Source organism: Phocaeicola intestinalis (genome assembly GCF_014837065.1).
Classification (GTDB): Bacteria; Bacteroidota; Bacteroidia; order Bacteroidales; family Bacteroidaceae; genus Phocaeicola; species Phocaeicola intestinalis.
Genome location: NZ_JACSPP010000006.1, coordinates 25,911 through 44,207 on the forward strand (window position 1 = coordinate 25,911; position 18,297 = coordinate 44,207).

General features: G+C 45.3%; 16 protein-coding genes. 7 read left to right on the top strand and 9 right to left on the bottom strand.

What is annotated here, in order from left to right:
- Window positions 1-176 precede the first annotated feature (176 nt).
- The 4 genes from H9625_RS03240 (at window position 177) to H9625_RS03255 (ending at window position 3,582) form a co-directional block, all read left to right on the top strand.
- Window positions 177-1,676 (top strand): sigma-70 family RNA polymerase sigma factor, encoded by a 1,500-nt coding sequence (locus H9625_RS03240; RefSeq protein ID WP_191762991.1) that lies wholly within the window; start codon window positions 177-179, stop codon window positions 1,674-1,676.
- A gap of 77 nt (window positions 1,677-1,753) precedes the next feature.
- On the top strand, window positions 1,754-2,542 hold the full coding sequence (locus H9625_RS03245; protein WP_191762992.1) for a class I SAM-dependent methyltransferase: 789 nt from the start codon (window positions 1,754-1,756) through the stop codon (window positions 2,540-2,542).
- A gap of 365 nt (window positions 2,543-2,907) precedes the next feature.
- A complete protein-coding gene (locus H9625_RS03250) occupies window positions 2,908-3,192 on the top strand; it encodes a hypothetical protein (protein ID WP_317173070.1) in 285 nt (94 codons plus the stop codon).
- 87 nt (window positions 3,193-3,279) lie between these two features.
- Window positions 3,280-3,582 carry a helix-turn-helix transcriptional regulator gene (locus H9625_RS03255; RefSeq protein ID WP_191762993.1) on the top strand — a complete coding sequence of 101 codons (303 nt, stop codon included), beginning with the start codon at window positions 3,280-3,282 and terminating at the stop codon, window positions 3,580-3,582.
- 331 nt (window positions 3,583-3,913) lie between these two features.
- On the opposite strand, the gene H9625_RS03260 is transcribed toward H9625_RS03255, so the two are convergent.
- From H9625_RS03260 to H9625_RS03280, 5 genes are all read right to left on the bottom strand, one after another.
- Complete coding sequence (locus H9625_RS03260) at window positions 3,914-4,396, bottom strand: hypothetical protein (protein WP_022038630.1); 483 nt, start codon at window positions 4,394-4,396, stop codon at window positions 3,914-3,916.
- Between the two features lie 57 nt (window positions 4,397-4,453).
- On the bottom strand, window positions 4,454-5,659 hold the full coding sequence (locus H9625_RS03265; protein ID WP_191762994.1) for a TlpA disulfide reductase family protein: 1,206 nt from the start codon (window positions 5,657-5,659) through the stop codon (window positions 4,454-4,456).
- A 28-nt stretch (window positions 5,660-5,687) separates the two neighbouring features.
- Window positions 5,688-7,088, bottom strand: a complete 1,401-nt coding sequence (locus H9625_RS03270) for a RagB/SusD family nutrient uptake outer membrane protein (RefSeq protein WP_022038628.1) — start codon at window positions 7,086-7,088, stop codon at window positions 5,688-5,690.
- Between the two features lie 19 nt (window positions 7,089-7,107).
- Window positions 7,108-10,356 (bottom strand): SusC/RagA family TonB-linked outer membrane protein, encoded by a 3,249-nt coding sequence (locus H9625_RS03275; RefSeq protein ID WP_191762995.1) that lies wholly within the window; start codon window positions 10,354-10,356, stop codon window positions 7,108-7,110.
- Between the two features lie 1,104 nt (window positions 10,357-11,460).
- Window positions 11,461-12,183: a hypothetical protein gene (locus H9625_RS03280; RefSeq protein WP_022040157.1), complete on the bottom strand. Its 723-nt coding sequence runs from the start codon at window positions 12,181-12,183 to the stop codon at window positions 11,461-11,463.
- Between the two features lie 243 nt (window positions 12,184-12,426).
- Here H9625_RS03280 and H9625_RS03285 point away from each other — a divergent pair, with 243 nt between their 5' ends.
- The gene (locus H9625_RS03285) at window positions 12,427-12,942 is read left to right on the top strand and encodes an energy transducer TonB (RefSeq protein WP_191762996.1); all 516 of its coding nucleotides are present in this window, start codon (window positions 12,427-12,429) and stop codon (window positions 12,940-12,942) included.
- A 107-nt stretch (window positions 12,943-13,049) separates the two neighbouring features.
- Here the strand turns inward: H9625_RS03285 and H9625_RS03290 are convergent, their stop codons facing one another.
- From H9625_RS03290 to H9625_RS03305, 4 genes are all read right to left on the bottom strand, one after another.
- The gene (locus tag H9625_RS03290; RefSeq protein WP_087396072.1) at window positions 13,050-13,589 is read right to left on the bottom strand and encodes a hypothetical protein; all 540 of its coding nucleotides are present in this window, start codon (window positions 13,587-13,589) and stop codon (window positions 13,050-13,052) included.
- A gap of 135 nt (window positions 13,590-13,724) precedes the next feature.
- On the bottom strand, window positions 13,725-14,090 hold the full coding sequence (locus H9625_RS03295; protein WP_022040156.1) for a helix-turn-helix domain-containing protein: 366 nt from the start codon (window positions 14,088-14,090) through the stop codon (window positions 13,725-13,727).
- A 4-nt stretch (window positions 14,091-14,094) separates the two neighbouring features.
- Complete coding sequence (locus tag H9625_RS03300) at window positions 14,095-14,391, bottom strand: type II toxin-antitoxin system HigB family toxin (protein WP_022040155.1); 297 nt, start codon at window positions 14,389-14,391, stop codon at window positions 14,095-14,097.
- 148 nt (window positions 14,392-14,539) lie between these two features.
- Complete coding sequence (locus H9625_RS03305) at window positions 14,540-16,648, bottom strand: glycoside hydrolase family 97 protein (protein WP_191762997.1); 2,109 nt, start codon at window positions 16,646-16,648, stop codon at window positions 14,540-14,542.
- A 339-nt stretch (window positions 16,649-16,987) separates the two neighbouring features.
- On the opposite strand from H9625_RS03305, the gene H9625_RS03310 reads away from it, so the two are divergent.
- Both H9625_RS03310 and H9625_RS03315 read left to right on the top strand, forming a co-directional pair.
- Entirely contained in the window at window positions 16,988-17,404 is a 417-nt protein-coding gene (locus tag H9625_RS03310) for a DUF3836 domain-containing protein (protein ID WP_022040153.1), read from the top strand.
- A 44-nt stretch (window positions 17,405-17,448) separates the two neighbouring features.
- Window positions 17,449-18,291, top strand: a complete 843-nt coding sequence (locus H9625_RS03315) for a CPBP family intramembrane glutamic endopeptidase (protein WP_191762998.1) — start codon at window positions 17,449-17,451, stop codon at window positions 18,289-18,291.
- The last annotated feature ends 6 nt before the right edge of the window (window positions 18,292-18,297 follow it).

The window sequence follows — 18,297 nt, forward strand, 5'->3', positions numbered from 1 at the left end:
AGAGTATCACAGAGTCTTTTAAAAAATTCTCTCTGTGCTATTCTGTGACCCCTGTGGTGAATTTTATCATATAAGCTAATTATGAATAGTTACTTACCTAATATAAGTTAAAAGGCGAATGCCCGTGCAGTCTTTCATGTCATGTCTTATCATATATAAATGGACTGAAACATGATATGAGCAACGAAGAACTAATAGAATTGTGCAAGCAAAGGGATGAGCAGGCTTTAAGTCTGCTCTATACTACTTACGTGCATAAAATGAGAAAGATTTGCTGCCAATATGTTGCTGACAAAGAGATTGTAAACGATCTCCTGCACGATGGTTTTATCATAATCTTCACATCTATCAGTGACTTGCGTTCTCCCGATAAATTGGAAAGCTGGATGGGGAAAATCATGAAGAATATCTCACTGAAATATTTGGAGCAATGCCGTTCCGTCGTCACAAAGCCTTTAGATGATATAAAAGAAGATGAAGAACCCCTGGCACTATCTTATGACGCAAATGAGATCCCCACTTATAACACTATACTTGAGATAATAGAAAGATTGCCCAAAGGCTATCGCCACATCTTTAAGTTAGCGGTATTGGAAGGGCTTTCCCACAAAGAAATAGCCCGATTATTGAAAATAGCCCCTCATTCTTCCTCACAACTGTCAAGGGCAAAGGACATGTTGCGTAAACTGCTGATCCAATACCGCATCGTGGCAGGGCTGCTTGCATTATCTTCTATCATATCTTTATACATCTTTTTGTACACGCCTAAAAAACAATCAAAACCGAAGCTCACATCAACGGATAAGCCACAAAAGGAACAGCAGGTCGAAACTATTTTATTATCAGATTCAAACATCTATGCGTCCAATCCCCGGCACGCACATGCTGAACCCCAAGAAACTATCAAAACGAAACAAGAAATGGTTTCACAAGACAATCCTACCGAGAAAAAAGACAGTACATCATTGCCTGAACGAAAAACAACGGACAACCAATATGCCATAAGCGATAAAAACACTCCTTATGGTATGATGCCCTCATACGTCTCTAACAGTAAAAAGAACTGGACTTTAAGCTTGTCTTATTCGGGAGGAGAAAAACATACAGATGCCCACAAGAGATTCATTCCTTCCGATGACATCATATCAGGAGAACCCAAAGAAGAACTGAAGAAATCACATCACCGGATGCCTGTCACATTCTCCCTTACACTGCATAAAAACATAAATGAGCGTTGGGGCGGAGAAATCGGTCTCCAATACACGCATTTGCGCTCTGATTTTACCATAATTGGTGACAACCGCATGGAAGGCATTCAGAAAATCAACTACATCGGAATACCGCTTAAAGGAACATTGAATATATGGAAGCAAAAGAGCTTTTCCATTTATACCTCGGCAGGAATCACCTTGGACATACCTGTGGAATCCACTTTCGAAAAATCCGTTTGGGAGAACGGGCAACTCATCCTTCGCCAAAAGAACAATTTATATCCGTCTTTGCAATGGTCAACAAGTTTTGGCATCGGCATCCAATACCAACTTGCTCCTAACATTGGCATCTATGCGGAACCCAATTTACACTATTACTTCAACAATGGAGATAACATTGAAACAATCCGAACGGAAAAACCATTAAACGTGACGCTGCCTATAGGCATCCGCTTTTCTTGGTAAAAAAGTGATGGCTTTCATGCAGTCTTTTACCCAAGGGCTTATCATATCCATGGAGAATAACTCAAATAATCATCAGTATGCAAAAGCGTCACAAAGACAGGACTGTTTATTTCAAAGAGCTTTCCATTACGAGTAAGAACTATTTTATTCCCTATATCCGGAAGTGGCATCCGGTAGAAGCAGGAATGAAGGTATTGGAGATTGGTTGTGGTGAAGGCGGAAATTTGCTCCCTTTCTCTGAAATGGGATGTAATACCACTGGGGTCGACATCGCGGAGAGCCGGATCAAAGATGCCATGGCATTCTTCAAGGCTGCTCATGCAAAAGGAGTGTTTATCGCACAAGACATTTTCCTGTTAAATGAATTGAAACAGGATTTCGACATCATCATTTGCCATGATGTATTGGAACATATTGTCGATAAAGAACTGTTTTTAGTTCATCTGAATAAATACCTGAAACCTCAAGGCATTGTTTTTATGTCATTCCCAGCATGGCAAATGCCGTTCGGAGGGCATCAACAGATTTGCAGAAGCAAAATCTTGTCCCACTTGCCTTTCATTCATTTGCTACCTGCTACAATCTACCGGTTATTGTTAAGGGCTTTCAGGGAAAGCGATGGCTGCGTGGCAGAATTACTTTCCATCAAATATACACGCGTAACAATAGAATCGTTTGAGAATTTAGTCAAAAAAACATCCCTAAGCATCCAAAACAGGGAACTATGGTTTATCAATCCTCACTACAAAATAAAATTTGGATTATCTCCACGCAAGCTAAGCAAATACATAGCCCGCATTCCTGTTTTTAGGAATTTTTTCAGCACAAGCTGCTTCTATATCCTAACCAGAAAAAAACTTACGTGAGTTCATAACAGTGTTTCCAAGAGACAGGCAAGGGTTACGGAGCGTGTTGGTTACTTCCCCTGCCTGCCCCAGAAAGAAGACGAACAGAAGTTCGAAGGCATCGGTGCTTTAGTTGCCCAGTTGCAACAAGACAAAGAAACGATTATCCGGCTGTTGGGTTGAAAGTTTGAAACGCAGTTTAGCGCAGATTTCCGCAGATTATTCTTTATTTACCACAGGACACAGAGAAATAAAATAAAGTAATGTCATTCTTCGCTACGCTCTCTTATTGTTTTTTTCAGATAATCAAATTGTCTTAATCCATGTCTCTGTGTTCGAACTGTTTAATTGGGAAAACAAAGAAAAAGCAGGGAAAATTTGCGGATATGTATCTGATTAGTTACTTTTGCGATATGGAAGGGAACAAGATATACATACGAAACATCTATTGGACGGCAGAATTTGTGCAATTCTACAACGAGCTTTCGGATAAAGTCAGGATAAAATTCGATTATGTGCTCGAAATAGTCAAAACAGAACGTGTCATATCAACAAAATTCGTGAAACGTCTGGAGAATACAGACTTATACGAAATGCGAGTATCTGTAGGCGGAAACGAATATCGGACGGTAATGTTCACAATGAGAATGTTATACTGGCAACAGAAATAACCCTGCTGAACGCATTCATGAAGAAGTCGTCCAAAGACTATAAGAAACAAATCAGCTTAGCAGAAAACATATTAAACAGAATCAGCTATGAGAAAGATTGATACAAGCAAACTGGTTGATGCCGAAACGGTATTGACAGACAAGTACGGCGCACCCGGTACCGAGAGCCGGCGTGAGTTCGAGGCGAAGGCACGTGCGTATTATTACGGTGTCATTCTGCGTGACAGGCGCAAGGAATTGAAGATGACACAGAGCGAGCTTGCCGACAAGGTAGGCACTGCAAGAAGTTATATTGCCCGCGTGGAGCGAGGGGAAACGGATATGCAGCTTTCCAGTTTCCTGCGAATAGCCCAGGCTTTGCAGATAGACTTCACTCCGGTCTTTATATGACAGAAGTGAACAGCATATCTCGCTTTTTTATGGAAATCACTGCTCCGTCCGACGCATCTCAGTCCTCCTAAAATCCTAATAAGGCAGGACTGCAGTCCTAATAGGGGTAGGACTGGAGTCCTAGGCTGTCAAGACAGCAGTCCTACTCTGCTAGGAGTGAGGACACAAGCAGATGTATATACACAATCATCTAAGGTGATATATTGTTGGCTGCCTTTTGCTTCGTAAAGATAGTTAGCATAATCGGCGGATTAGGCAACGGTTTGGCGGTCGGATTATCAGGCAAAAACAAATCCGCAGGAGCCGGAAACGGGGCTGCTGCGGATTCGGTTTAGAGTTCGAAGATAACATAGCAGGGCTTGCGGTCGATTGCGAAAAGAATCTTATACAATCCCTTTTTTACCGAAGAGGCGGAATAATTGTAGAGCGGAATTTCCGTCGTGTAATCCACTCCGGCGAAAAGATAAGAATCCCCCATAAGGATTTTGCGGAATGCTTCCCGCAGTTCGGGGGCAATCGTCTCCTCGGTGATGTCTTTCCATTGCCCGTCTTCGTAATAGTATAGCGCATATTCCTCTCGCCCGTGCGCCCATGGGTACACGGAACTCCGTGTCCAAATCACGTCATCAAGCGAATAGTTAAAGGTTACTTTCAGTACGACTTCGCACTTTACGTTCATCCCCTTCGGGAAACCGTATGCGCCGGGCTGCGGCACTTCGACCGTCTTCTTTTCTTCCGTCTCTTGTGCCTTGCCCCCGCAGCTGAGGAGGCAGAGGCACAAAAGTATTCCTAAGAGCCTGTTTTGAATTTCCACAAAAGGTTTTTCTTGGCCTGATGTATTCGTTTTCGTATATGCTTTGGGCGAGTTCTTTTAGTGTTGATAGGTTTCTTTCAGGAACTTGTCGAGTGCTGGACCTCGCATATTCACTTTATAGAAGCGGCCTTCCGGATCGAGTACGATGCAGGTCGGTACAGCAGTGATATTGTATTTCTTCACTGTGTTTCCCATAATGCCGTCGGCGATACGTGCCTGTGTCCACGACATATTTTCTTCTTTCAGTGCCTTTAGCCATTCTTCTCTTTTTTCGTCTACCGAAATGCTGATAATGGCAAAATCTTTGTATTGCTTGTTCACTTTTACCAAATGCGGGATTTCTGCCCGGCACGGACCGCACCAGCTTGCCCAAAAGTCCAGCAGTACATATTTGCCCGAAGGTATCAGTGACGCGAGTTTAACGCTCTTTCCATCGGGATTTTCTACATCGATGTCTATGTACTTATTACCTAAGGCAAGGGGGGTTATTACGTTCACCATGGAGTCCAGTTCAGCCAGTTGAGGAGTTCCTTGCCAAGCATCCGTTATCCAACTTTTCATTTCTGTAATTTCTTTTTCATTGAAATTGACGGTAAGCCCAGAGAATAAGGCTTTCAATTGGTCTAAAGCTACTACGGAAGAAGGGTTTTGTTGGATAAACGCTTTTACTTTTTGTATATATTGTTGTTGGTAGTCGGCTTGTTTTGTTACTAAGTTGATGCCAATATCGGTATAATCTTTTTTGTGTTCTCGGTCTGCCATCATCGGTTTAGTATATTCTTCGAGGAACTGGCGGTCGATGGCCTGCAAGGAATCGCTGTAAGGTTTCAGTGTTGTCAGCAGTTGTTGGTAGAGGTCTTGAGTGGCAGATCCTTTGATGACCGGTGGGATTACTTTACGGTCTGGAGTCCAATAAATACTGGGCAGGCAATCGAATTCGCCTTCGATGGTGATGGGCGAATTTTCCAAATAGAAATTGGTTACGAATACTTTTCCTCTTGGGCTTTCTTGAGGATTGGTACGTGTGTCTATGTACAAGGTATACATTTCCGGCTGGTTTATTTGTCCTTGTAGCCGGAATTTTCCATGTTCCATAACGGCACTGTCAATGCGCATCACTTCGAAAGGGAGTTGTTTTTGCAGGTAAACCTTGCCTTCGGGAATGCTGTCGCCCGTCAAGGTTCCTTCGATGGTATATCCTTTTTCTTGGGGTTGGCAAGCTGCCAGTGTGGCAAGTGCTGCCAGTAAACATAATTTTTTCATAAGAATGTTGTTTGGATGGTTTTTACTATTAATTCAGGGTGTATGAAGGGTTTTGTTCCAGTAGCTTGTTTCCGCTTAGGGCCGACCGGGGAATAGGCAAATTGAGATGTGCCATTGAATGCACATATCCCAAGCTTACGAAGTCGGTACCGTCCAGTTGTGAATATCGTACCATATCATACCACTCTTCGTAGTTCTCGGCACTCAATTCCAGGTATTTGTGCCGGAAGATAGCAAGCAGCAGATCGTTGTCGGCTATTGTGTCTACATAGCCTGCGGCATATCCGGCACGGTCGGTTAGGGGTTTCAGCGCCATACGGGCCGCTGCATATTGCCCGTTTCTGGCTTCTGCCTCAGCTTTTATTAAATATACTTCGGCAAGGCGCATCAGGTAGTATGTATTATTGTCGCCGGTAGCCGCGTCGTTCAGTACGTATTTTTGCAGAAGGTTTCCCGCTTCGGTGCTTAGGTAGGTTTGTGTATAGCGCGGGTCATTGCCAGTAGGGTCTAATTCTTCGGCAATCAGCTTAATGGTAGTGCCGAAGCCGCGCATAGCGGCGTCTGTCACTTTGGAGCCATATATTTGTTCCTGTGGATACGATACGTAGGGTGCCATCAGCAATTCGTGTGAACTGAATCCTTGAGAAAAAATGTTCAAGTAATTGCTTTCTAATGCCATGCCGCTTCCCAAGGCTTCGTCGATGGTGGCTTGTGCGGTCTGTGCCGCTTCCGCATACCGGTTCAGGTAGAGCAATACGCGTGCCTTCAGGGCGTTTACGGTAATTTTGTTCACCTTATAAGCCATGCCGGCGTAAGCCGGAGCTTGTTCGGCTTGTTTCAAGTCAGACAAGATTTGGCTGTAACATTCGGCTACGGTAGAGCGTCCTTTTGCTTCGCTGTTGTCGCGTACCGGTTCGTTGTATAAGATGATGCCGTATTCGGATTTTTGGTCCCAAAATTCTCCGAAGGCACGTAGCAACATAACTTCGGCAAAAGCCTTGTGGAAATAGGCTTCGCCCAGAATTTCCGATTTTCGTGTATCGGAAAGTCCTTGCGGCCGCTTGTTTTCCAGTTGTACGATGAGGGAGTTTGCCTGGTTGATGATGCTATAAAGTACAGTATAATAATTGAGCACGGCATTGTTTTCTATTCTCACGTCATTATTGGCAAAGTTAGTAGAACCTTCTACGTCCGAGTTGAGCAACGTGCCTGTCAAGATAAACATTGCGGGGCGCAAAGAGGCGAACTCTCGTTGGCGGTAGTATTGGTAGATGCCGTTCAGCAAGTATTCGGCAGAGTTGGCGTCGGTGATGACGTTGTCGTCTGTCAGTACATAGTCGGGATGTATATCGTCTACTGGCCCCAGCAGGTTACATGCCGAAAAGGAGACTCCTGCAAGCAAGGTATAAATAAGGTGTTTGATTTGCATATTGATGTTTGTTTTAGGGTTAGAATTGAAGTTTTACGCCTATCGAGAAAGTTTTCGATAAGGGATAGGAATCGTAGTTGGTACCCATAAGTGTGGTGCCCGAACCTACCGATTCCGGATCAAGTCCCGGCCAGCCGCTTACGGTGAATAAGTTAGTAGCAACGGCATAGACGGAAGCTCCGGCGATGTGTAGTTTGGAGAGCCACGGCTTAGGGAGATTGTATGAAAGGGTGATGTTTTTCATCCTGAGATACGAAGTGCTGAATACATATCGGTCCAACAGGGAAGTATTGTAATTGTATATGCCATCGCCTATGCGAGCATACTTGGCGTCGCGGCGGTCGGGAGTCCAGAAATTGTCATACAGTTCGGGATTGATGCCTTTGCCTGCTATTCCTATCATATCGGCGGCAAGGTCATTGTATAAGGCTTCTCCTCCTTGTGAGAACTGCATCAAGATGGAGAGCGACCAGTTTTTGTAACTGAAGGTGTTGTTCCATCCGCCGAAGAAGTTTGGCTCAGGATTGGCTATTACGGTTTTGTCGCCGGTGGTCGAGAATACGCCATCGCCATCCAGGTCTTTCAGTAAATAGTCGCCTACACCTGTAGTAGCTTGGTATACTGTTCCTTCTCCATATCGGGCGGCAGCTTGCGCATTGAGCCGGTCCAGTTCGCTTTGGTCTTGCACGATGTGGTCTACTATGTATCCTTGTACTACCCCAACTGGCTTGCCTACCACGAAGTAGTCTTGCATATAGGTGTCTATCTGCGCGTTGTTCAGCTCTTCCACGCGGTTGCGGTTCAAAGACAAGTTGAGGATAGAACTCCAGTTGAAGTTGTTGGTGCGCACGATGTCGGTACCTAGTGACAATTCAAAGCCGCGGTTGCTCATGTCGATGATATTGTCGTAATAGGTATTCATGCCCGCTTCCCAGATGTGGGGCGCAGGAGCCAGCGCGCCATCGGTATAGCGGTAATACCAGTCAAGGCTTCCGTACAGCCGGTTATCGAATAAGCCGAAGTCCAACCCTACATTGACTTCACTGGTCTTTTCCCATCCGATGTTCCGGTTGGGGAGGGTGCCGTTCAGCACGATGGTACTTCCGTTGCCGTAAGGATAGTCGCCATACGTATAATATTGCTTGTACACAAAGTCTGCCACGTTGGTCGAACCGGTCTGTCCCAGGCTGAGGCGGAACTTCAAATTGTTTATCTGCTTTTTGTTTTTGATAAAGTCCTCTTCGCTGATAATCCATCCGGCAGACAGGGCAGGGAAGAAGCCCCACTGGTTTTCGGGGCCGAATTTCGAAGAAGCATCCGCACGCATACTCAATTCTACCAAGTAACGTCCGTCATAGTCGTAATTTACACGTCCGTATACCGAGTTCAGTCCGTTTTTGCTGGAGGTTTCGCTTTTGCCGTACAAAGTTTGGGCTGAACCTATGTTGTTCAGGTTTTCGTCGTCGGGGAATCCTTGGAAGGTAAACGAACGGCTATGTGCCTTGCTGCGTTCAGAGCCGTAGCCCAGCATTGCGCCGAAGAGGTGTTTACGGATATTGAGGCTGTAGTCCAAACGGAAATTCAATGACATTGTCGTGTATTTGCTGTCGCTGGTAAGCAGTGTCGATTCTAGCGGAAGCCCTAAGTTCGACATATCTATGCTTGCTACCTTTGGAGTGAAATATTCCGATTCGAAGGTATAGTTGGTCATGCTGAAGTCTGTACGGAATTTCAGCCCTTTCATCAGGTCGATTTCGGCGAAAAGGTTTCCTAAGAATTGATTGCTTGAGTAAGTGGTGCGGCGTTGCGTCAAGGCTACAGGGTTGGGCTCCAGTTGCAGTCCTGCCATGCCATACATTTCCAATCCAGTGTCAATGCGTGTGTAATTGCCGTCTTCATCGTATACAGTTATGTCGGGTCGTACCAGCCAAGGCTTGGTGTCGCTGCTTGCTGTGCCTAGCCCGTCGCTGGTGCTGCGTCGGTTGGTTTCCGAGTAGTTCATTACGCCGCCTATCCGTATGTGGTTGTTCAGGTCGGTATTGAGCGCAAGGCGTCCTCCGTAAGTTTCCAGGTTATCATTGCGGTAAAGCCCTTGTTCGTTTTGGCCGTTAAGCGAGAGAGAATAATTGGTTTTAGCCGAGCCTCCGCGTATCGAAGCCGTATATTGGTGGGTCAGCGCGTTGCGGTTCATCACTTCGTCGGTCCAGTTGGTGTTTGCCGTGCCGAACATGGCTTGGTTCAGTCCGTGGTAGATGTACGAACCGTCTTCAGCATAGCTTACGTTTGCCAGGGCATCGATGGCGGCTGAGTAGCCGATGCCTTGATTCCAGGCATCAACGGCGTTGCGCAGGTTTTCGTCGGTATATTTCAGGAAGGCCTCGTTGCTCATGGTGTCAAACATTTTCGTGGGGTTGGCTATCGAAAGGGTATATCCTACCTCTACCGAAGGCTTGCTCTCTTTGCGTCCGTCTTTTGTCGTTACGATGATGACTCCGTTGGCTCCGCGTGAGCCATAGATGGCGGTGGCGGAAGCGTCTTTCAGCACATCAATGCTTTCGATGTCGTTGGGAGAAAGGTTTTGCAGGGGATTGATGCTGGTGCTTTCGGCAAACAGGGGCACGCCGTCGATTACGTAAAGCGGCGCATTGTTGTTGGTTCCTGTCTGCATATTGGGATAAGGGGCGGTGACGCCGCGCACGTTGATGGTGATGGAAGCGCCCGGTTCGCCGCTGTTTTGTGTGGCAAGCACACCTTTCACCATGCCGCCTCCCAGCAGGTCTTGGATGTTGTGTGATACGGGTGCCATCCGTTCGATATCTTCTTTCTTTACTGATGAAATAGAGCTGGTCAGACTTTTACGGTTTTTGCTTCCATATCCTATGACCACTACGTCTTCCAATGCCACATGGTCATCGCGCAAGGTTACGTTCAACTGGTGTTGCCCTTTATAGGCGATGTGCTGGGTTTGCATTCCGATGAAAGAGAATACCAAAGTAGCGTTGTGTTGTTCCTTTCCTATTTTTAGTTGGTAGCGTCCGTCAATGTCGGTGATGGTTCCTGTAACTGTCCCTTCTATCGACACCGATACGCCCGGCAAAGGTTCTCCGTGGCTGTCGGTCACAATTCCCGTCAATGTCGGCCCGTTTTGCCGGGCGTAGCTTGCCGACGGCATCTGGCTTTCTTGAGGCATATCCGTTCTTGCGGCATAAATGACGGTGCCGCTGCATAAAGCAAGAAATATGCACGCAAACGTTTTTCTTGTATTCATTTTTGTCTTTTTTTGAGGGTTAAATATAGTAATCCGTTGGCTGGCCTCGGGTACGAGGTTTTATCTTGATGTAAGTCTATCAGGCAGCAATTGGATTATGGTTTTACAAAATTTGCGAAAATTATTCATATTTGCAAATTTTGCTTTGATAATCTCTGAAAAATGAGGGGCATTCAAGATGGTTATCTAAGCAAATACGTCAAGACAAGAAGTCAGATAGTCCGCTATCCTCCTTATAAAATCAGAAAAACAATCTTCGAAAACAATTCTTAAAAAAACCTGAGCAAAATTCAAACAGGCTTTAATCGGGAGTGATAAAAAAGATATATTTGTTAATACAAGATAAGGAAAAGAATCTAATTATTAAAGCGTGTTATAAAGCATAAGATTTTTGTTCTTATCGCTTGCTATATTCCGGAAAGTCCGTACATTTGCAATGTGTTTTTCATAGTATTAGATTTAAGGTTAACAAAGGTTGGAGTACAGCGGTACTCCTTTTTTTATGCCCGCACGCTTCATTTGCCGGGCTTTTCCGGAGCGGTCTGTAAATCCGGTAAGGAGAATGGGTTGCCACATTCATTCTATATAACCGTATCGCCAACACGATTAGTAATCGTCAAGCTGCACGATTAGTAATCGTATCGGTATTGCAGTTATATGCCCAAACTCCAGTTTCAACAGTTTGTTTTATAGTAAAACAAAATTGGTTTGCGAAAAAATGGAACGCAGAGACGCAAAGACGTGGGGAAATAATTTAGAGAGAAGGCAAAGAACACGGAGCCAAATGTCACTCTCTGTGTGCTTTGCTCTTAAAAAAATAAACTTTGTGCTTCCGCGTCTCTGCGTTCCATTCCATTTTTCGTAATCCATTTTTGATAGACTATATCTGGCTATATAGTTCCTATGTTGGTAATGTGCTAGCAAAATAGCATAAAGTCATGGGTTTTATTAAGTTATTTCTTTCATTTACAAATTTAATAATTCTCTTGGCTTTATGCTATTTTGCTAGCACATTACAAACATAGGAACTAAAAACTTAATATCTTTCATAATGGAATTTTTTCTTATACTTCGGGCTGCATTAATTTGTGCATTTTGTATATGTCATGTAGTAGAGACGATGTGCACATCGTCTCTACAGAAACAGTGCGAAATGTTCAATGAAATGCACAAATTCATGTCGTACATGGTATAATTTCGGATGCCAAGGTGCAATTGGATATCAGCTCTATCTGCTTCAACGTTCTCTTTTAATATACTAATGGGCTGTTCGCCATGTACTGGTTTAAACCAGATGGCAGGGGAATCGGAGACATTTCTCTTGAACTCCTCAATTTTTGCAGGAGAATATTCCAGCAATCCTACTACTACAACGTTTGCCGAATCAAGCACATAGCAATAGATGAAATTGCTTGCCTTGTAATCTTTATTCTTTATCATGTGGTCGGTCAGTTCATCCATTACCTGATTCAGATAATTATAAGAAAATTTGCAAGGCTTGAAAACAAGGTTGCCGGCATTTTCCGTCATCGATTTTATCTGCGCTTGCCCGCTTTCGTTCGTAGCCAACACAACCAATTGTTTTTGGTCGTTAATGAAACATCCGCCATAGTAATCGGGATAGATAGAGGTTGCACCACGGGCGGCGGCCTGCTTGAACCCTGCTATCAGCTTCGCATGGGTTTCCAACGCTTTCTCTTCGGTATTCACTTGAAGAGCAGGTTCACTCTGAGCATTGACTTCTGTCAATACTTCGTTTTCTGAACACGATATCAATTCCATCGGAATCAGTACCAACAATCCGATTAAACAATAAATTCTTTTCATGATTATTGGTTTTTATATTAAACATTCTCAAAGATAGGCTTTTTCGTGATAGTCTGTTACATCTCCCGCCTTTTTAACTTCCTCTTTTAACAATGTGAACGACGTAAAACGTTTCATAGTATGTCGTTTTTTAATGAAACAATTAAATTAATACAAGATGACGTCATTTGCGTGGCAAGTTGGATGAAAAAGCAAAAGAATTTGATAGTTTTTATAGATTTGCCCGTGTAAAATTTTGTGCCTATGAAAACAATTCTCTTTTTATTATTATCGCTTGCCCTGTTTTCTTGCCAAGGAGGACACAAGCAGGACGTCAAATCCACTGAAGAAACAAAACATCAGATTGTGGATACTGCTTCAGTCTATTATATTAACCCTTTGCCCCTCTATTTCATTTTAGGAGGCGATACGGTATATACGCTTGTTGACGGCGGTCTTGTATTTCCCATACATACCTCTGCTCCCGATGATCCAGACTTGTTTATCGACTTGAATAATTATGTGAAGAAAAAGGTGGCAAACGCACATCTTGGCAAAGGGTCAGTAGATCTCGTTTTCATCATCGACAAGGAAGGGTATGTCCGGGACGTGACTATTGAAAAATCGGCGAAAGAAAGCGGTGCCAATCCCAATGTGGCTGCCCGTATGGATTCTATAGCCTGCAAAGTAATAGCCAATCTGCCCCGCTTCACCGCTCCGGCAACAAGAAAAGGTAAGTCTGTGAATTTCTTAAAGAGATGGACGGTACGGTTTGAGTGACTGAAGTTACCCGTTCTTGCAGATTTGCAATCCGGCAAACATCTAAGCTACTGCTTTCTGGTAGGTATCTGTTAAGCGGATTAAAATTGACTTCGTCGACCTTCGGTTCAGAGCTGGAAGACGATGTGGCAACGCCTGCCTGCCAGCAAGAAGGTGAGGCGGTACAGCCCTTTTTTCACCTTGCCTTCCGTGATGTTATAGAACGGGATGTCGAACCGGACCGGTTTGCCCGGACGGAGGATTTGCCAAGCTTCTATCTTTACCAGGTTGCTGGCTTCAAGCTCTTCTTCGGATTGCGGGTTTGCCTCCACGTAGTTTCTTTCTTTTTTCTTGTGTGCGGACGGGCGGGGCAGCTTCATTTGTCCGGTCACTTCTTTCCACCCTTCGTTGTCTTGATAATAAATATAGCAAGGGTACTTCGGCAGGTAGTCGTGCATCAGCAGCGTGCAATCCTTTTCCGACTGATTGACCATCGCCACAATTACCATCGTGTCCTCCGGGCTGACGCGCCACGCCACCTTTATCCATTCTGGAAAGCCGGACGCGCCAAGGGGGTATGCCTCGGCTGTCTTTGCTTTCTTGCTTCCGCAGCTGAGGAAGCAGAAGCAGAGCAGAAGGAACAGTCCTTTAAAAGCGTTTGTTTTCATAGGAATAAGCTTTATGTGTTGAATGTCCTCGAAAGATAGGCTTTTTCGGGATAGTCTGTTACATCTTCCGCCTTTTTAACTTCCTATTTTAACATTATGAACGGATCGCCTGTCCGTGCCGGGGCATCTCTTGCGTCACACACCTAATACGATGTTTGCATCAATGCTTAATTTCCGGCTTATCTCACGGGCTACTTTCAGTGTAGGTTCGCATTTCCCGGAGATGTAATCGCTTAGACGTGAAGGGCTGACGCCAATCAGTTTAGCCAAAGACTTCTGGTTCAACCCCATTTCGTACATACGGAGTTTGAGGATGTCGACAAGCGTAGGTTCTCCCAATGCGAAATGCTCTTCCGAATAGTCAGCAACAAGGTTGGACAGCAATTCCAATTCGATGCTGCTAGGGTCATCGAGAGGCGTCTCGTCCGTAACCAACGGAAGAAGTTCCTCGACTCTTTTTACAGCCCAATCGTATTGAGCTTTTGTTTCTATCTTTGTCATAAGTTTAAATTTTAGAGCAATCAGCTATTTTGTCATATTCCGAATGAGTCCCAATGAAACGAATATAAACAAACTTTATCGTGAATTTTATTACTACAATCAGCCTGTAATTATTACCTTTGATATTGAATACGTAATGCTGGTTGCCTACGTTATCCACACTGTTAAACGATTTCTTTACATCGGCAAAACACGTCCATTGGCTCTTCTTGACTATAGTGGCCCATTCTTGCAAAGCCACTTTCGCATCGGGATGAGTCTCCGAATACTCTTTTATCGCCTGTTCTGTAAATATTCTCATTGGGCCGTTTGATTATCACAGCACAAAGATAGGAAAAGAGTTCTGATTTTCAAAACAATATTTTGATATTTATAATTATGCTATAAAAATAGCGGTACCCCGAAAGATACCGCTATATGCAACTCGGTGTTTCCGTGTTCATTTTTAATTACAGCTCCTTAATGCTGATAGCCACACCGCCGCTGGGCGCGAGGCGTTGCTTCAGCACGGTCTTGCTGGAGACTTTCTTGGTAGAGATGACGTAGTCTTGCGGATTGGTGCGCCAGTCTGCCTTTTTGCCGTCGGCATAAATGGTGGCTTCGTATTTCTTGCCTTCGGGCAGGAAGCTGAGGTCGATGACGGCTTCGCGCGCATTCTCGTCAGTGATGCTGCCGATGTACCATTCGTTCTTGCCTTTCGCCTTGCGGGCTATGGTTACATAGTCTCCCGGCTTAGCTTCCAGAATATACGTATTGTCCCAGTCTACCGCCACGTCTTTGATGAACTGGAAGGCATCAAGGTGCTTCTCGTAGCTTTGGTACAGGTCGGCTGCCATCTGGAGCGGGCTGTACATCGTGACGTAGAGGGCAAGTTGTTTTACCAACGTGGTGCTCAGCTTCGCCTGGTTCGAGCCGTATTGCGAGAGGTCTCCCTCGAAGATACCCGGCGTATAGTCCATCGGACCGCCCATCAGGCGGGTAAACGGCAGGATGGTGGTATGGTCGGGGCGGTTTCCTTTGAAGGATTCAAACTCGGTGCCACGTGCCGACTCTTGCGCAATCCAGTTGGGATATGTACGGCATAAACCTGTCGGGCGGACGGCTTCGTGCGAGTTGACCATAATCTTATATTGTGCAGCCGTTTTCGCCACGCGGAGATAATGGTTCACCATCCATTGTCCGTCGTGATGTTCGCTGCGCGGGATGATGCCACCTACGTAGCCCGTCTTTACGGCATCATATCCATATTTGTTCATAAAGCGGAACGCATCGTGCATCTGGCGTTCGTAATCGGCTACCGATGAGGTGGTTTCGTGGTGCATGATGATTTTCACGCCTTTCTCCTGGGCATAGCGTTGCAGTTCGGCTACATCGAAATCGGGGTAGGGCTTGTCGAAATCGTAAATGAATTCCTTGCTGTAGGCATAGTTGTCTTCCCAGCCTTCGTTCCAGCCTTCCACCAGCACGGCGTCAAACCCGTGCTTCGAGGCGAAGTCGATGTATTCTTTTACGTGTGCCGTGTTGGCTCCGTGGTGTCCGTTCGGTTTCAGTTTCGTATAATCGGTCTTGCCGATAACGATGTCCTGCGTGTCGGTATATGCCCATGTGGAGCCTTGTCCCGTAAAGTATTCCCACCATACGCCGACATACTTCGTAGGATGAATCCACGAGGTATCCGCCAGCTTGCAAGGTTCGTTCAGGTTCAAGATGAGGCTGGAAGCCAAGATGTCGCAGGCATCGTCGCTTACTACGATGGTACGCCACGGCGTAACGCTTCCGGTCTGCACGTAGGCTTTCGTGCCGTTGCGGTCGGGAGTGAGGTGCGTGCTGAGTACGAAGCCTTTGTCGTCCAGATTCAGCTGCATGGCAGGATAGTTCACCAGTGCGGCTTCGTGGATATTGATGTATAAGCCGTCGTCCGATTTCAGCATCAACGGCGATTGTACGGCAAGGTTCGGGGTAGCCGAACGGATGGCGAGTGGTTCCTGGCGCACGCTGTCAATCAGGCTTGCCACTTCCGAGAGTTTCGAAGTCGTAGTGGGATATTCGTTCGTATCATAGTCACCCGGAAGCCAGAACGCCTTATGGTCGCCGGTCAGGCGGAATTCGGTTTCTTCTTCGTTCACCGTAAAGTGGCGCAGTTCTTTCTGCACCGGGAACTCATAGCGGAATCCCAGCCCGTCATTGAACAGACGGAAACGGAGGTTCAGCAGCCAGCCCGTTCCATTTTGCTTCATGGCGATGAACAATTCGTTATGGTGGTCGTGGATTTCACTGTATTGCCCCCATACGGGCTTCCAGGTAGTGTTGCTTTCCGAAGTTTGTGTGTCGGTCACCGTAAAGTTGCGGTCGAACTGATAGTCGGGACGCACGCTGAATCCCAACTTGCTCTCCTTGATGACGTCTTTTCCTTTGTATTGCAAGGAATAGACCGGTGTGCCTTCAGCCGAAAGACGGAACTGCAGGGTCAGGTTTCCGTCCGGCGATTTCAGAGTCTGTGCAAACATTGTTCCTGCCCAGACAAGCAGAAACAGGCAAATCATGCTTAGTCGTTTCATAAAATGGTATGTTTTTAGGTAAAGGTTACTCCTTATATATTATATATGCTGTTTCGCCACAGCGGACATCGTGCCCTCCGTGGCGAAATGTCTTTATATAAAAAACAACTGAAAACCTTAATACACTTAGGCGCGAAAGAAGAAAAACCAATCCCTTTTATCCTTCTCACAAGCCTTTATAACCGCATTTCATTAAAAAATTATCGTTTTTCGATAAATTTTTCTCGAAAATCTTTGGTAGTATAAAAATAATACGTACATTTGCATATCGATAAACGATAAATAATTATCGAATAGAGAACAAAACAAGATTAATAAAAACATTAAAGACATACGATTATGAAAAAGACATTTGTTACCAAAGCTATCGCCGCTATCTTCGCAACCGCTATGATGAGTTTTACAACCGCTACCGAAGCCGGTGCACAGAACACCTTTGTTTACGGACAAGACGGAAACACAATGACCGTTTCTACGCTGAATGCCGATGGCATCTCGATTACGCCGAAGCTGAAATACGAATACCAATACGATGCCAACGGAAACCTGGCGGAAAAGAAGGCTTACCGCTGGAATGCCGATAACCGTTCGTGGCAACCGGCTTATCTGCTGAACTATCTTCCGGGCGAGGGCATCTACCTGATTGACTATGCCGAATACGACAAGGCTTCGGGCGCGTTTACGCAAAACATCCAGACCAGCATCTATTACCAGCAAGCCGAAAACGGTATGTTGTTGACCGACATTCAGAGATAATCCACTTGATTCATTCACCTATCAATATATAAGGAGATACAACTATGGGACGCGTTATTAAACTGGTTATTTATTATTTCTTATACAACTTGGTTTTTATGGGCGTTGTGTTCGGGGTCTATGGATTTGTTAATCATACTTCCGATATGCCGCAAAGTGGTCCTGTTTACTTTAACCTCTCGATGTGGGTGCAGCTGTTTGCTACATTAGCTTTAGGTATTCATCTGTTGGCTTGGAAGTATGTGACCCGCAAAGATTTAAGTTTTGATTTCCCGAACACGGCTAAGGTGCTGCTTGCCTCCGTTGTACTTAGTGTAGGCATGGGACTTTGGACAAATTATTTGACCGAGCTGACCGAATTGCCCAATGTCATGGAAGACCTATTCAATAAAATGATGTACAACCCGTTGGGCGTTATCTCCATCGTCGTAATGGCTCCCATTGTGGAAGAACTTTTGTTCCGCGGAGGAATGCAAGGCCACTTGTTACGCAAATGGAAGAATCCCGCCTGGGCGATTCTGGTGTCTGCCCTTATCTTCGGTATCGTACATGGCAATCCCGTGCAAATGTTTTTCGCTTCCATCCTGGGATTGGTACTGGGCTGGGTATATTACCGCACCGGAAGCCTGTTGCCCTGTATACTGATGCACTTTATCAATAACGGTACCTCAGTATTGCTCTTCCACCTGTCGGGAGGGAAAGACGAGACCATGACCGAAGCCTTGGGCACCGCCGGAGCCATTTGCCTTGCCCTCGTGGGTGTAGTCTTGACCGTATGGAGCATCTGGTACATCAAGACCCGCCTGATTCCGAATCAGATAGCATGGAAAGAAACGCCCGCTCCGGCAGAAGAAGTGATTGCATCAGAGAATAAAGAACAAGCCTAATTCATC